Origin of the sequence: Paucibacter sp. XJ19-41 (genome assembly GCF_028462495.1) — a bacterium.
Lineage (GTDB): Bacteria > Pseudomonadota > Gammaproteobacteria > Burkholderiales > Burkholderiaceae_C > Roseateles_E.
In genome coordinates, this window is sequence record NZ_JAQOWX010000079.1 from 15,422 (window position 1) to 28,352 (window position 12,931).

A 12,931-nucleotide genomic window follows, 5' to 3' on the forward strand; every position below is an offset into this window, starting at 1 on the left:
CCTTGCAGGAGCACGTCATGGCTAATTTCGACCCGTCCACCCTGGCCACCCAGCTGGCGACCGCCTACACCCAGCAGACCCAGAGCCTGCTGACGGCGCAGAACAAGACCAGCCAGGCCACGTCGACCGCGCTGAGCAAGCTGCAAAGCTCGCTGCAGGGCTTCGACACGGCGATGAAGGCCCTGACCACCGGCAAGAACGGCCTGGCCCAGCTCAGCGCCGGCTTTGCCAACACCGCCACCGGCACGGCCAAGGCCGATTCCACGGCACTGCCGGGCAGCTACCAGATCTTCGTCGAGAAGCTGGCCAGCTCGCATCAGATCGCCTTCAAGGACGTGCCCGCCCAGGATGTGTCGGCCTGGCCCGCAGGGCCGCTGAATATGTCGGTCAATCTGGCCAATGGCAGCAATTTCGTCGTCAATCTGGCCAATGCCGATGCCGACAACGATGGCAGCCTGTCCCAGGTCGAACTGGCGCGCGCGATCAACCAGGCCAGCGGCAATGCCGGCTCGGTGACGGCCCAGGTGATCACGGCCGGCGGCCAGTCGCAGCTGAGCCTGAGTTCGGGCGTCAGCGGCGAGGGCGGCGCGATCAGCCTGGACACCAGCGGCATCCCGGCCGGCGCGCTGCGCAGCGCGCTGGAAGACCCGGCCAAGAAGCTGCAGCTGACGGCGGCCCAGGATGCGGTGGTCTGGATGGGAGCCCAGGGCTCGGGCATCCAGATCAAGCAGGGCAGCAATGAGCTGACGTCCATTCCCGGCGTCAGCGTCACGCTGAAGGCCTTGAGCAGCGGCGCACCCGATGTGCTGACCGTGGCCAAGGACGAGAGCGCGACCACGGCCAAGGTGAAGAGCTTCGTCGATGCCTACAACGCGCTGGAGAAAAGCCTCAGCGAGCTGACCGCCGCCGGCAAGGACGGCGCCGCCTCGGCCGCTTTCGCCACCGATGCCGGCGTGCGCTCGCTGCGCAGCCGCTTGAACAACATCCTGCGCCAGGACTTCGGCGGCCTGGCCCTGCGCGACCTGGGCATCAGTGCCGACCGCAACGGTCAGCTGAGCCTGGACAGCAGCAAGCTCAACAAGACGCTGGCGACCAAGCCCGATGCGCTGGACCAGGTGTTCGGCAAGTCCTCGCTGAGCTCGGGCAGCGGCGTGCTGGGGGCTTTCAGCGTCGCGGTCGACCAGTGGACCAACAGCGTCTCGGGCCAGATCGCGCAGCGCAAGAGCTCGGTGCAGTCGCAGCAGAAGGCCATCGGCGAACGCCAGACCCGGCTCGACAACCAGTACGAGCAGTCCTACCAACGCTATCTGAAGCAGTTCACCGCCTTGCAGCAGGTGCAGGCGCAGATGGCCGATACCACCAGCCTGTTCAGCTCGCTGAGCTTACCGAACTCATAAACGATGACTTACGACGCCTACCAAAGCTACCAAGCCGTCAATCTCAAGGCCCAGACCGCCCAGGCTTCGCCGGTGCAGCTGGTGCTGGTCCTGATGGACGGCCTGATCGATGAGCTGGCCCGCGCCCGCGGCCATATCGAGGCCCGCCGCTACGAGCTCAAGGCCAGCAGCCTGGAAAAGTGCGTCAACATCATCAACGGCCTGTCCAGCGCGCTGGACGTGGACGCCGGCAGCGAGGTGGTGCACAACCTCGCCCGTCTCTATGACTACTGCGCCGAGCGCCTGTACCGCGCCGGCGTCGAACTCAATGTCGCCATCGTCGACGAGGTGAGCGGCCTGCTGGCGAATATCCGCAGCGGCTGGCAAGGCGTGCAGGCGAACAGCCATGGCTGAGCGCATGCCCCTGATCGAACGCCTGGGTCGCGGCCTGAAGCAGGCCAGCGGCGCACGCGACTGGCAGGCCCTGGCCCGCCTGGATCGCGAGCTGGCCCTGGCGCTGCGCGACTGGGCCGATGTGTCCAGCTGGAGCGCGGCCGAACGCGGCGCGCTGCAGGCCCTGCAGCGCCAGCACCAGGACGCCCGCCTGCACTGCGCGGCCGAGCTGCAGAACCTGTCCCAGACCCTGGAGCAGATGCGTGCCGGCCAAGGCCGCTGGCAGGCCTATGCCGAGAGCAGCAACTGGTCCGACAGCGCCCAGGACGAGGAGGCCCGCGCATGAACAGCAACACTCTTTTGCTCAGCACCGGCGCCAGCACCGCACTGCTGCCTGGCCTCAACGGTGGCGTGCTGCTCAATGCGGCCCAGCCGCTCGGTCAGAACCTGGGCCAGCCCGGTTTCGCCAACACGCTGGCGCTGCAACAGGACGTTGCGCTGCCACAGCAGCAGCCGGCAGCGCTGCCGACCACGGTAGAGCCTGCGACCCCACCCGCCGCAGACAGCGCCGTGCTGGCAGCGGCCGGCGAACCGACGGCCGAAGCAGGGCAAGAAACTGAAACCGATCAGAGCGCGGCCGAGCCGGTTCTGGAGGCCCAGTCCAGCCATGTGCTGGCGGCGTTGGGTCTGTGGCAGCCTCCGGTAGCGGCGCAGGCTGCGGCCATGCCGGCAGCCGGCATGCCGTCGCTGCCTGTCGCTCCGACCGCCGCCGCCGTGCCCGACAAGCCGTCCGCCGCAGCGGCCGAGTCAAAACTGCTGACCGCACTCCCAACCGCCGCCATCGGTGCCAAGTCCGTCAGCACGGCGGACAGTGCGCCGTCGGCCAGCTTCGAAGCGGCGCTCACACTGTCGGCGCCGAGCGGCATCGACGGCGTCAGGCCGGTGGCGGTCGTCGCTGCGGCGGTGCTGCCGACCGGCGAGGCCGGCCCCGCGCCTGCGCTGGTGCTGAAGGGCGAACCCACCCAATGGCAGCAGCCGCTGCTGCAGGCCTTGGGCGACCGGCTGCAGCTGCAGATCGCCGCCCGCAGCGAGCAGGCCGTGATCAAGCTGGACCCGCCGATGCTGGGCCAGGTCGAGATCGCGATCCGCCAGCAGGCCGGCGAGCTGCAGGTGCGCATGAGCGCCAGCCACGGCGAGGTGGCGCGCCAGCTGCATCAGGTCAGCGACAGCCTGCGCCAGGACCTGGTGCAGCGCCACAGCGGCGAGGTGACGGTGCAGGTGACGCAGACCGCACGCGGCGGTGACGACGCACGCCAGGCCGGCCGCGATGCGCAGCAGCAGCCCTCCCAGCAGCAGGCCCAGGACCAACGCGATCAGCAACGCCGCCCGGGCCGCGCTCTGCATGAGGACGAGGCCGCCGCCCGCGCCTTCGCGAGCTCGCTGACCGCCGCCGACACCCCGGCCTGAACCGACGGACAAGCCCATGAAAAATTTCAAACTGATTCTGATCGTGGCCCTGGTGGGCCTGCTGGCTGCGGCCGGCGCCGGCGCCGCCGTCTGGTGGAGCATGGCCAACAAGGCGCCGAGCCCCGACAAGTCCGGCAAGGCCGTCGCCGAAGCACCGGCCAAACCGGCGCCCGACTACAAATACGTGACTCTGGACAAGGTGCTGATCATGCTGCGCGGCCGTGCCGGCGAGACGGTCTCGCACTACATGGCCATCGACGTCGTGTTCAAGGCGCTGCCCGAGCAGGAGAAGCGCGCCAAGGAGCATCTGCCGCTGCTGCGCACGATCGCGGTCAAGGCGCTGTCCGAGTACACGGTGGAGACGGCACAAGGCATGACGGTGGCGCAGTTCGCCGATGAGCTGAACAAGGCCTACCAGGCCAACTATGCGGCCGAGCAGCGCGAGCCGCCGTTTGCCGAAGCCCTGATCGGCAAGCTGATCATCGAGTAAGCCCAGCCGACCGCGCCATGCAAGCCACCGCCTACGCCGAGCTGAATCAGGCCGCCCATGCCGCGCATGCCGGCCTGGGGCCCGACTTCGAGCAGCGCCAGCTGCGCGCGTATGCCCCCTTGGTCAAGCGCATCGCGCGCCAGCTCAATGCGCAGGCCAGCGCGGTGATGGACCGCGAGGACATGGAGCAGATCGGCCTGATGGGCCTGCTCGAAGCGCTGCGCCGCTATGGCGAGCCCGATGAGGCCTTCGGCGCGTTTGCCGCGCTGCGCGTGCGCGGCGCCATCCTCGACGAGCTGCGGCGCCAGGACTGGCGGCCGCGCTCGGTGCGCCAGGACAGCCACAAGCTGCGCGACGCGCTGCGCGCGCTGACCCGCAAGCTCGGCCACGAGCCCAGCGAGGCCGAGATCCTCGGGCATCTGAAGCTGACGCCGCAGGCCTGGTCGGCCTACCAGCAGGCCGAGGTGGCCGAGGAGCTGGCCAGCTTTGACGAGCTGGTCCAGGAGCTCAGCAATCTGCCCAGCGAGAGCCGCACGCCCGAGGCCCAGCTGATGATCAGCCGCAGCATCGAGCAGGCGCTGACCAGCCTGGACGAGCGCGAGCAGAAGGTCATCCAGCTTTATTACGAATTCGACGCCAGCCTGAAGGAAATCGCCGCGGTGCTGGACCTCACCGAGGCGCGCGTCTCGCAGATCAACAAGGGCGCGCTGCGGAAGATGAAAACCTTCCTGCAGCAAGCCTGACTCAAGAAAGTAGCAACAACCATGCAGCCGTTCATTGGAATCGTCATCGTGCTGGGCTGTGTCTTCGGCGGCTTCATGCTGCACGGCGGCAGCTTCAAGGTGATCTGGCAGCCGGTCGAGCTGCTGATCATCCTGGGCGCCGGCCTGGGCGCCATCGTGCTGGGCAATCCCAAGCATGTGCTGTCTGAGATGGTGCTGCAGCTCAAGAAGGTGATGCTGCCGCGCAAGGCCGGCGAGGAATTCCAGCGCCAGCTGCTGCTGCTGATGTATGAGCTGCTGCAGACGGCGGCCGGCGGCCTGAAGGCGCTGGACGCCCACGTCGAGGCGCCGCATGAGAGCGCGCTGTTCAAGCGCTATCCGCTGATCCTGGACGAGCCCAAGCTGCTGCACTTCATCGTCGACAACTTCCGCCTGATGGCCATGGGCAAGATCAATGCGCACGAGCTCGAGGGCGTGCTGGAGCAGGAGCTCGAGGCCATCCATGACGAGCTGGCCCAGCCCTCCAAGTCGCTGCACAAGATCGGCGAGGCGATGCCGGGCTTCGGCATCCTGGCCGCCGTGCTGGGCATCGTGATGGCGATGAGCTCGGTGGCCGAGGGTGCCGACACCGGCCAGATCGCGCTGATGGTGGCTGCGGCCATGGTCGGCACCTTCATCGGCATCTTCTTCTGCTACGCGGTGCTGGACCCGCTGAGCAATATGATGAAGCAGCAGGTCCACGAAGAGATGGCGGCGATGGAATCGGTCAAGGTCGTGCTGGTCACCCATGTCTCGGGCAAGCCGCCGCTGCTGGCAATTGACGCCGGTCGCCGCCTGGTGCAGCTGAACATCAAGCCCAGCTTCGCGGTGCTGGAGGGCTGGATCGACAAGATGCAGGACGCCGGCGATGCCGAGGCGACACCGCGCCGCCGCGCCACCGACCGCATGCCTGGAGAGCGCCGTGCAGCCTAGTAGCAAGGTCGGTGCCAAGGCCGACCACCACCAGACCATCGTCAAGCGCTCGGCGCGCAAGCATGACGACGAGGCCCACGGTGGCGCCTGGAAGGTCGCCTTCGCCGACTTCTGCCTGGCCCTGCTGTGCCTGTTCCTGGTGCTGTGGCTGCTGGCCTCGCGCGAGACCGAGGCGATGCAGCAGGTGCTGCAAAGCAATGGCAGCAAGATGCTGGGCGAGGGCAGTGGCACCAGCAATGCCATCGCCGCTGGCATGAAGGGCAGCCTGATCGAGCGCCACCCGGTGCCGGCGCGCGAGCAGGAGCTGATGCGTGGCCGCAGCGAGAATCTCGACGACCCGGAGGCCGTCAAGCACTACGAGAGCCCGGCCGAATTCCGCGACCTGGTGCGCCTGATCGAGCGTGCCAGCGCCGAGGAGGGCCTGCAAGGCAATCTGCAGACCGCGATCACGCCGCAAGGCCTGCGCCTGATGTTGCACGACACCGATGCCGAGGGCATGTTCGACCGCGGCAGCTCGGTGCCCAACCAGCGCTTTCGCGCACTGCTGCGCAAGCTCGGTGCGGTGTTCGCCAAGGTCGACAACCCGCTGCTGATCGTCGGCCATACCGACGCCTCGCAATACCGCGGCCGCAGCATCGGTGCCTTCTCCAACACCGCGCTGTCCAGCCACCGCGCGATGGCGGCGCGCTTTCATCTGCTCGAAGGCGGCATGGCCGAGCGCAGCGTGATGCAGGTCAGCGGCATGGCCGACGCCGCGCCGCTGGACGAGCGCGATCCGAACGCGGCCATCAACCGCCGCATCGAGCTGATGGTGCTGACGCACCGTCAGTCGCAGCTGATGGCCTCGATGTTCGGCGCGCCGCGCCAGAGTCTGCCCGTCGCCGACGGCCTGAGCGCCGAAACCCCCGAGGCCATGCGCGAGCTGCGCCGGGTCCTGCAAAGCCAGCCGGCGAACTGAGGGCCGGCCATGCGTACCAAAGCAAGAGGTGATCGTATGAGAGTCACAGGACAGAACGGCCAGCCGCTCGACAAGCTGGCCGAGAAGAACGAGATCGGCTCGATCGGCAAGACCCGCGAGGCCGCGCCGGCCGTGCTGGGCTCGGCCACGGCCGTCGACGCGGCGCTGGAGTCCAGCACCTTGCAGCTGGCCAAGGCGGCGCTGGCCGAGATGCCCGAGATCGACCAGGCCAAGGTGGACATGCTGCGCGAGGCCCTGGCCCGCGGCGAGATCACCTTCGACGCCGGCCGTCTGGCCAAGCTGATCCAGCGCTTCCACGGGGGGCGGGGATGAGCAAGGTTGCCGAGGTGCTGGCGCGGCTGCTGCGCGATCTGCATGCGGATCGCTCGGCCTATGCCCGCCTGCGCGAGCTGCTCGAAGAACAGTTCCAGGCCGCGCTGCGCCACCGCAGCGAGCAGCTCGGCGCGCTGGCCGCCGACATCGTGGCGCTGGTCGAGCAACTCGACCAGCGCCGCGCGGTGCGCAGCGAGCTGCTGCTGGCCCTGCTGGGCCGCAACAGCAAGCCCAGTGTCGAGGCCTTGCTGCAGCGCCTGTCGGGCGCCAGCGCCCAGACGCTGGCGGCCGCCTGGCAAGGCCTGGAGCAGCAAGTCATCGAGTGCAAGGCCCTGAACCTGCGCAACTGCCAGCTGATCACCGACCAGCATGCACTGATGCAGCGGGTGCTGGGCGTCGAGGAGGCCACCTATGCTGAATGCTGATTTCAAGATCGGCGCCGGCTTTCCGGCCCTGCCGGCCGGCGGCGCGGTGCGCGCCGGCGGCGAGTTCTCCGGCCTGTATCGGCAGCTGCATGGCGAGGTCAGCCAGTTCATCGAGAACGGCAGCGGCAGCACGTCGACAGCGGCGCCGCTGCGCGCCGCGGCGCTGAGCCCCGAAGGTCTGTGGCATCAGCTGCAGGCCAGCGGGGAGCCCGTCGAGAACAATGCCGCCGCACCCAGCCCGAGCCAGCAGGAGTTCCTGCGCGAGATCGCGCCGCTGGCCGAGCAGGCCGGCCAGCGCCTGGGCGTCGCGCCCGAGGTGCTGGCCGCCCACGCGGCGCTGGAATCGGGCTGGGGCCAGAAGCCGATACGCCGCAGCGACGGCAGCGACAGCCACAATCTGTTCGCGCTGAAGGCCGGCGCGAGCTGGCGCGGCGAGGTCGCCGAGGTGCTGACCACCGAGTACGAGCAGGGCTCGCCGAGCAAGCGCCGCGAGGGCTTCCGCAGCTATGCCGGACCGGCCCAGGCCTTCAACGACTTTGCCCAACTGCTGCTGAACAGCCCGCGCTACCAGGCTGCGCTGCAGACCGGCGCCGACGCCCAGGCCTATGGCCGGGCGCTGCAGCAAGGCGGCTATGCGACCGACCCGGCCTATGCCGACAAGCTGGCCGCGACGGCCCAGCGCATCAAGGCGGGTGGGCGATGATGCCGGCTTCAGCGCAGGGCCGGTTCGACCTGAGCCTCGTCCAGCACGCGCGCACTGATGATGCGGCCGCTGGCCAGATTGCGCACGCGGATCTGCGCGCCCAGCGCGCCGGCGTCCAGCGCCTCGCCGGCCGCCTGCACCTCGATGCCGCCGTTGCGCGCGACGATGCTGACCTTCTGGCCGCGCTTGATCAGCAGCGCCGCCTGCAGCTGGCGTCTGAGCAGCAGCTGGCCCGGCCGCAGGCTGGTGCGCGGGCTCTGGCCCAGCACCGCATCGAATTGCGACAGCGCCTCGGGCGCGTTCGTGATGTCACGCCGCTCCAGCAGCACATCGCTCTCGGTGATCAGCTGGCCGGGGCGCAGCGCCTGGGCCGCCACCAGCACCTCGGCGCTGAGCTGGCCGCGCAGCAGCAGCACCTGCTGGGGCGCCGCCGCACGGTCCGGGCAGTGGGCGGAGAAGCGCAGCCGGCTCAGATAGCGGGTGTCCAGCGCCTCGATCTGCCAGCCACTGGGGCAGGGCGGCGCGCTGCTGGGCTTGGCCGTCGGCGTCAGGCGCAGCTGCGGTTCCAGCCAGCCCTGGCGCTGGGCCTGCTCCAACACAAGCCGCTCGGCGAATTCGTTCACGCTGTCGACGAGACCGCGTGTCACGGCAGCGCCGACATCGCCGATAGTCACGGCCAGCATGCTGGCCAGCATCAGATTTCTTGGGGAACAAAGCATGAGTATTGATTTCAGCAAGGCGATGGGCCAGCACGCCGACGCGCTCCGTTTGCGCGCCGAGCGCACCAAGGTGCTGGCCTCCAACATCGCCAATGAGAGCACACCCGGCTATCAGGCGCGAGACATTGATTTTGCCGCCACCCTGCGCCAGGCCCATCAGGACAACCGCGACGGCCTGCTGCTCGATACCGAAGGCGAGGACCTGCAGTATCGCGTGCCCTTCCATGCGGCCCAGGACGGCAACACGGTGGAGCTGGGCGTCGAGCAGGCGGCGTTCTCGCAGAACGCCTCGGATTTCCAGACCAGCCTGACCTTTCTGAACATGAAGCTCAGAGGCCTGGCCAAGGCCATCAACGGACAGTAAGGAGCGGCGATGTCATTCAAGCAAATCAGCCAGATCGCGGGCTCGGCCATGTCGGCCCAGACCACGCGTCTGAACACCATCGCCAGCAATCTGGCCAATGCGCAATCGGCCTCGGGCTCCGAGGCCGACACCTACCGGGCCCGCAAGCCGGTGTTCGCCGCGCTGGCCGCCCGCGAGGGCCTGGGCGAGCAGCAGCTGGCCGGCAGCCGCGTCCAGGTGCTGGACGTGGTCGAGAGCGAGGAGCCGCTGCGCAAGGTCTACGAGCCCGAGCATCCGCTGGCCAACGAGGCCGGCGAGGTGTTCTATCCGAACGTCAATCCGGTCGCCGAGATGACCGACATGATGTCGGCCTCACGCGCCTTCGAGACCAATGTCGAGGTGCTGGGCCGTGTCAAGGCGATGCAGCAGTCGCTGCTGCGCCTGGGAGAAGGCCAATGAGCGCGGTCACGAACGACACCAGCAGCAACAGCGCGGGCGCGGCCAGCAAGGCCGTCGGCAGCAATGGCGAGGTCTCGCAGCTGTTCACCACCTTGCTGGTGGCCCAGATCAAGAACCAGAACCCGCTGGAGCCGACCGACCCCAGCGAGTTCGTCAACCAGCTGACCCAGCTGAGCCAGATGGAGACCTTGCAGCAGCTGACCGCGCAGGGCGCCAGCAATGCCGGCATGCTGTCCAGCCTGCAGATGCTGACCCTGGGTGCCCAGGTCGGCTCCACCGTGCAGGCGCGCGTCGAGCAGCTCAAGCTCGACAAGCAGCCGGTCGACACCCACTTCACGCTGGACGGCAATGCCAACCCGGCCACGCTGGTGCTCAAGGGCGCCGACGGCGTCGAGAAGCGCATCGATCTGGGCCCGCGCACCGCCGGCGCCAACAGCTACAAGCTGGACCCGGCCGCGCTGGGCCTGGCCAGCGGCAGCTACCAGGTGCGCATCGAGAACGAATCCAAGCAGGCCACGGCGGTCGAGGTGGTCGCCGAGCTGCGCAGCGTGCGCCTGACCGGCGACGGCGGCGCCTTGCTGCAGCTGGGCGCGCTGGGCGAGATCACGCCGGCCGCCATCACCCAATTCAAGGGCCGCGCCGCGGCCAATTCCTAAATTCACGCGAAGGGCACATCATGAGTTTCGAAATCGCACGCTCGGGCATCAACGCGGTCAGCGGCAGCCTGGAAGCCATCAGCAACAACATCGCCAACTCCGGCACCTACGGCTTCAAATCCAGCCGCGCCAATTTCTCGGCCATGTACTCGGGCACGCAGATGAACGGCGCCGAGCTCAGCTCGATGTCGCAAAGCATCGAGAAGAGTGGCGGCCTGTTCAACACCGGCCGCGGCATGGACGCGATGATCCAGGGCCGCGGCTTCTTCGCCGTCAAGGATGATTCCGGCCAGCAGGTCTTCACCCGCGTGGGCATCTTCAATGTCGACAAAGACGGCTTCGTCGTCGATGCCAACGGCCGCAAGGCCCAGGGCTATGGCGTGGTGGTCGATGCCGCCGGCAAGCCGGTCCCGGGCGCAGGCCTGGGGGCGCTGGGCGATCTGAAGGTGCCGACCGGCCAGATCGGCGCCGAAGCCAGCACCAAGCTGGCATTCAACGGCAATCTGTCGGCCGACTGGACCGTGCCCGGCGCGCCCGGCCCGCTGCCGGCCTTCAATGCCAATGACCCGACCACCTTCAACAGCTCCATCACCTCGGTCGTGCATGACTCGCTGGGCAGCGTGCACAAGGTGACCCAGTACTTTGTCAAGACCGCCGCCAATGCGGTGACGGTGCGCTACAGCTTCGACGGCGCGATGCAGCCGGCCACACAGGCGCTGGGCTTTGACGGCAACGGCAAGCTGACCGGCCCGCTCGCACCGGTGACCTTCGGCCCGGTGGCCATCGCCGGCGGCGCCGCGCCGCTGAGCGTCGATATCGACTACCAGGGCACGACCCAGTACGCCGGTGACACGACGACGCTGACCAACACCGCCGATGGCTATGCTGCCGGCACGCTGACCGGCACCGCGATCACCGATGACGGCAGCATCGTCGCCAGCTACAGCAACGGCAAGAAGCAGACCGTCGGCACCCTGGCACTGGCGACTTTCGCCAACGAGAACGCGCTGCAGGCCGTCAACGACACCAGCTGGGAGGCCAATGACGCCACCGGCGCCGCGCTGTTCTCGCGCCCCGGCTCGGCCACGGCCTCCAAGCTGACCGTCGCTGCGATCGAGCAGTCCAACGTCGACATGACTGGCGAGCTGGTCAATCTGATGTCGGCCCAGCGCAACTACCAGGCCAACACCAAGGTCATCTCGGCTGAGAACGAGATGATGCAGAACCTGATGCAGGCGGTCTGAACATGAGCCCCCACACTCACTTCGTTCATTGCCCCCCGAGGGGGCGTTCAGCGCCCTTCGGGCGGCCGGGCGGGCGCTGACATGGACGCTCTGATCTACACCGTGATGAGCGGCGCCGAGCGCGTGCAGCGCGCTCAGCAGGTGCATGCCAACAATCTGGCCAATCTGGAGACGCCGGGCTTTCGCGCCAATATCGAGCAGTCCAACGCTCGCCAGGTCGAGGGCTACGGCTACGCGGCCCGGCATCTGAACGAGCTGGTCAGCGATGTGGTCAGCGCCCGCGAGGGCACGCAGCGCGAAACCGGGCGCGAGCTCGATGTCGCGCTGCAGGGCCAGGGCCTGTTCGCCGTGCAGTATGGCCAAGGCAATCAAGCCGGCGAGGCCTATACCCGCGCCGGCAACTTCACGCTGGATGCCGAGGGCAATCTGCTGCTGGGCAAGCATCCGGTGCTGGGCGACGGCGGGCCGATCAATCTGCCGCCGCACAGCAAGGTCGAGATCGGCGCCGACGGCACGATCTCGATCCAGACGCCCGGCACCGCCGAGCTGCAGCCGGTCGACAAGCTCAAGCTCGTCAAGCCCGAGTTCGCGCAGCTGATCAAGAACGAGGCCGGCTTGCTGGTCGGCCGCGACGGCGCGGCGCTGGCGGTCGATGAGACGGTGCGCGTCGGCAGCGGCCGGCTCGAGTCCAGCAATGTCTCGGCCGTCGAGGAGATGGTCACGACCATGAGCCTGGCGCGCGACTTCGAGCTGCAGATGAAATTGTTCAAGGCCGCCGACAGCATGGCCGACGCAGGCAACCGCCTGGTGCGTGAGTAAGAAACACAGGAGTACACGATGAACCCAGCAATGTGGATCAGCAAGACCGGCGTGCAGGCGCAAGACGCCAAGCTGCAGGCCATCGCCAACAACCTGGCCAATGTCAACACGGTGGGCTTCAAGCGCGACCGGGTGATGTTCGAGGACCTGTTCTACCAGGTCGAACGCCAGCCCGGCGCCGCCGGCGAGGACGGTGCGGCCGCGCCGGCCGGCGTGCAGCTGGGCAATGGCACGCGCATGGTCGGCACGCAAAAAGTCTTCACCAGCGGCAGCCTGCAGACCACCGGCCAGAGCATGGATGTGGCCATCGTCGGCCAGGGCTTTTTGCAGGTCGAGGGCCCGAACGGCCGCCCGGCCTACACCCGCGCCGGCCAGTTGCAGGTCAACTCGGAAGGCCGTCTGACCAATGCCCAGGGCCTGCGCCTGCAGCCCGAGATCACCGTGCCGGCCAATGCCACCGCGATCACGATTGCCGAGAACGGCACCGTCAGCGCCACCGTGGCAGGCGCCGCCGCGCCGACCGAGCTGGGCCAGCTGCGCCTGACGAGCTTCGTCAACCCGACCGGCCTGCTGGCCTTGGGCGACAACATCTATCAGGAAACCACTGCCAGCGGCGCCCCGACCGAGGGTGTGCCGGGGGCCGATGGCCTGGGCAAGCTCAAGCAGGGCGCGCTGGAAGGCTCGAACGTGCAGGTGGTCGAAGAGATGGTCGACATGATCGCCGCCCAGCGCACCTACGAGATGAACACCAAGGTGCTGTCGGCGGCCGACAATATGCTGCAGTACCTGTCGCAGGCGGTGCGCTGATGCGCGCGGTTGGCTCGCTCCTCATCGTCGCGGCCCTGCTGGGCG

General features: G+C 68.2%; 18 protein-coding genes. 17 read left to right on the top strand and 1 reads right to left on the bottom strand.

Annotated features, from left to right (window positions below; genetic code table 11):
• Positions 1 to 17 precede the first annotated feature (17 nt).
• From fliD to flgJ, 11 genes are read left to right on the top strand one after another with little or no spacing between them, the layout of a single operon-like run.
• On the top strand, positions 18 to 1,397 hold the full coding sequence (gene fliD / locus PO768_RS19065) for a flagellar filament capping protein FliD (protein WP_272647310.1): 1,380 nt from the start codon (positions 18 to 20) through the stop codon (positions 1,395 to 1,397).
• 3 nt (positions 1,398 to 1,400) lie between these two features.
• Complete coding sequence (gene fliS, locus PO768_RS19070) at positions 1,401 to 1,790, top strand: flagellar export chaperone FliS (protein ID WP_137943420.1); 390 nt, start codon at positions 1,401 to 1,403, stop codon at positions 1,788 to 1,790.
• Positions 1,791 to 1,794: 4 nt separating this feature from the next.
• A complete protein-coding gene (locus PO768_RS19075; protein WP_137943419.1) occupies positions 1,795 to 2,115 on the top strand; it encodes a hypothetical protein in 321 nt (106 codons plus the stop codon).
• Positions 2,112 to 3,236 carry a flagellar hook-length control protein FliK gene (locus PO768_RS19080; protein ID WP_272647311.1) on the top strand — a complete coding sequence of 375 codons (1,125 nt, stop codon included), beginning with the start codon at positions 2,112 to 2,114 and terminating at the stop codon, positions 3,234 to 3,236. The genes PO768_RS19075 and PO768_RS19080 overlap by 4 nt, the downstream gene beginning before the upstream one ends.
• Positions 3,237 to 3,252: 16 nt before the next feature.
• The gene (locus PO768_RS19085; RefSeq protein WP_137943418.1) at positions 3,253 to 3,726 is read left to right on the top strand and encodes a flagellar basal body-associated FliL family protein; all 474 of its coding nucleotides are present in this window, start codon (positions 3,253 to 3,255) and stop codon (positions 3,724 to 3,726) included.
• A gap of 17 nt (positions 3,727 to 3,743) precedes the next feature.
• Complete coding sequence (locus tag PO768_RS19090) at positions 3,744 to 4,469, top strand: FliA/WhiG family RNA polymerase sigma factor (RefSeq protein WP_137943417.1); 726 nt, start codon at positions 3,744 to 3,746, stop codon at positions 4,467 to 4,469.
• 21 nt (positions 4,470 to 4,490) lie between these two features.
• Positions 4,491 to 5,420 carry a flagellar motor stator protein MotA gene (gene motA, locus PO768_RS19095; RefSeq protein ID WP_272647312.1) on the top strand — a complete coding sequence of 310 codons (930 nt, stop codon included), beginning with the start codon at positions 4,491 to 4,493 and terminating at the stop codon, positions 5,418 to 5,420.
• Positions 5,410 to 6,378, top strand: a complete 969-nt coding sequence (locus PO768_RS19100; protein ID WP_272647313.1) for a flagellar motor protein MotB — start codon at positions 5,410 to 5,412, stop codon at positions 6,376 to 6,378. The genes motA and PO768_RS19100 overlap by 11 nt, the downstream gene beginning before the upstream one ends.
• A gap of 36 nt (positions 6,379 to 6,414) precedes the next feature.
• A complete protein-coding gene (flgM, locus tag PO768_RS19105) occupies positions 6,415 to 6,711 on the top strand; it encodes a flagellar biosynthesis anti-sigma factor FlgM (RefSeq protein ID WP_272647314.1) in 297 nt (98 codons plus the stop codon).
• Complete coding sequence (gene flgN, locus PO768_RS19110; protein ID WP_269841523.1) at positions 6,708 to 7,136, top strand: flagellar export chaperone FlgN; 429 nt, start codon at positions 6,708 to 6,710, stop codon at positions 7,134 to 7,136. The genes flgM and flgN overlap by 4 nt, the downstream gene beginning before the upstream one ends.
• Positions 7,123 to 7,839: a flagellar assembly peptidoglycan hydrolase FlgJ gene (flgJ, locus tag PO768_RS19115; RefSeq protein ID WP_272647315.1), complete on the top strand. Its 717-nt coding sequence runs from the start codon at positions 7,123 to 7,125 to the stop codon at positions 7,837 to 7,839. Before flgN ends, flgJ begins: the two co-directional genes overlap by 14 nt.
• An 8-nt stretch (positions 7,840 to 7,847) precedes the next feature.
• Here the strand turns inward: flgJ and flgA are convergent, their stop codons facing one another.
• Positions 7,848 to 8,534, bottom strand: a complete 687-nt coding sequence (gene flgA, locus PO768_RS19120; protein ID WP_272647316.1) for a flagellar basal body P-ring formation chaperone FlgA — start codon at positions 8,532 to 8,534, stop codon at positions 7,848 to 7,850.
• Between the two features lie 22 nt (positions 8,535 to 8,556).
• Between flgA and flgB the strand changes: the two genes are divergently transcribed.
• The 6 genes from flgB (at position 8,557) to flgG (ending at position 12,886) form a co-directional block, all read left to right on the top strand.
• Positions 8,557 to 8,922, top strand: a complete 366-nt coding sequence (gene flgB / locus PO768_RS19125; RefSeq protein WP_137943410.1) for a flagellar basal body rod protein FlgB — start codon at positions 8,557 to 8,559, stop codon at positions 8,920 to 8,922.
• A 9-nt stretch (positions 8,923 to 8,931) separates the two neighbouring features.
• Positions 8,932 to 9,360 carry a flagellar basal body rod protein FlgC gene (flgC, locus tag PO768_RS19130; RefSeq protein WP_137943409.1) on the top strand — a complete coding sequence of 143 codons (429 nt, stop codon included), beginning with the start codon at positions 8,932 to 8,934 and terminating at the stop codon, positions 9,358 to 9,360.
• Positions 9,357 to 10,016, top strand: a complete 660-nt coding sequence (locus PO768_RS19135; protein ID WP_262972894.1) for a flagellar hook capping FlgD N-terminal domain-containing protein — start codon at positions 9,357 to 9,359, stop codon at positions 10,014 to 10,016. The genes flgC and PO768_RS19135 overlap by 4 nt, the downstream gene beginning before the upstream one ends.
• A gap of 20 nt (positions 10,017 to 10,036) precedes the next feature.
• Positions 10,037 to 11,260, top strand: a complete 1,224-nt coding sequence (locus tag PO768_RS19140) for a flagellar hook protein FlgE (RefSeq protein ID WP_272647317.1) — start codon at positions 10,037 to 10,039, stop codon at positions 11,258 to 11,260.
• Positions 11,261 to 11,341: 81 nt separating this feature from the next.
• Complete coding sequence (locus tag PO768_RS19145) at positions 11,342 to 12,079, top strand: flagellar basal body rod protein FlgF (protein ID WP_272647318.1); 738 nt, start codon at positions 11,342 to 11,344, stop codon at positions 12,077 to 12,079.
• An 18-nt stretch (positions 12,080 to 12,097) separates the two neighbouring features.
• Positions 12,098 to 12,886 carry a flagellar basal-body rod protein FlgG gene (flgG, locus tag PO768_RS19150; protein WP_171018290.1) on the top strand — a complete coding sequence of 263 codons (789 nt, stop codon included), beginning with the start codon at positions 12,098 to 12,100 and terminating at the stop codon, positions 12,884 to 12,886.
• Positions 12,887 to 12,931: the final 45 nt, after the last annotated feature.